Source organism: Mesorhizobium sp. M0276 (genome assembly GCF_040321755.1).
Classification (GTDB): Bacteria; Pseudomonadota; Alphaproteobacteria; order Rhizobiales; family Rhizobiaceae; genus Mesorhizobium.
Map to the genome: position 1 here is coordinate 1 of NZ_JAMYSC010000150.1, position 1,110 is coordinate 1,110.

Below are 1,110 nucleotides of genomic sequence, written 5' to 3' on the forward strand. Positions count from 1 at the left end.
TCTCGGATGATAGCGTTGAGGACGACGAGGAGCTTCCTTGCGACGGCAATGATGGCCAGCTTCTTTGACCCTGATCGGGCTGCGATGGCGCTGTAGAAAGCTCGGAAGCGCTCACAGGCTCGGATGGCGCCCAGCGCTGCCATGTAAAGGGCACGACGCACGCGCGATCGGCCACCCTGGATCTGGCTCCTGCGATTGAGCTTGCCGCTCTTGTTGTCGAAAGGGGCAAGGCCGGCGAGTGCCGCGATTGACTTGGGTGAACGCAGGCCGAGCTCGGGCAGGTGCGCCAGCAGAGAGAATGCGGTGACCTTGGAGACGCCGGGTACGGAGATCATCAGCGCGTTGTCGCGGGCAGTATCCTCGGCTTGACGAATGGCCTCGGCGATCTGCCCCTCGATCCCCTTGATGCGTGTGTTGAAGTTGGCGATCAGCTCTTCGAGTTCGGCGATGACGATCTCGTCGAAGGCCTCGGTGCGAAGCTTCTTCAACTTTGCCCTGATATCGACCAGTTGGTCACGGTGGCGGGCAAGCGATTGAAGGTGTTCACCTTCTTCGCGCGGTGCCGGCTCGGCTTCGGGGTGATAGCGACGGCCGTAGCCGCTCAGCATCCTGGCGTCGAGACGATCGGTCTTGGCGCGCCGTCTCGTCGACTTCGCATAGTGGTGAGTGTGTGCCGGATAGTGGTGAGTGTGTGCCGGATTGTGCCGCGAGAAGGCGACGCCTGCCTTGGCCAGCGCATGGCGCAGCAGCCGGTCATGAACGCCCGTCGCCTCCATGACCACAAAATCTCGGCCGGGGTGAAGACCTGCCACATAGGCAGCGATCACATCGGCTTGGTTGTCGATGCGCTGGCAATGCCCGCTTGTCTCATCAAAAAAATCGAGCCACTGCTTGGAGATATCGCAGCCGACATAGTTCTGCATTATCATGTCCATGCCTCTTCCTGTGGTGCGGGGTCTGCAGCTAACAGCCCCGTGCAACTGTTCAGGTTGATGGTTCACCGGTGGGAAGGGATCGAGCCATGCCACGGCCTGTCCTCGAAAGGACGACCAGGATCCTCTCGGTCTCCTTCCCACCTCAACCATAGCATGGCAACAACACACAGGATCC

General features: G+C 60.6%; 1 protein-coding gene. It reads right to left on the reverse strand.

Translation table 11 applies throughout. The annotated features are described in order from the left end of the window. Positions 1 to 935, reverse strand: a 935-nt coding sequence (locus tag NKJ01_RS36190) for an IS110 family RNA-guided transposase (protein ID WP_352735377.1), incomplete at its 3' end; no start/stop codon positions are given. Positions 936 to 1,110 lie beyond the last annotated feature (175 nt).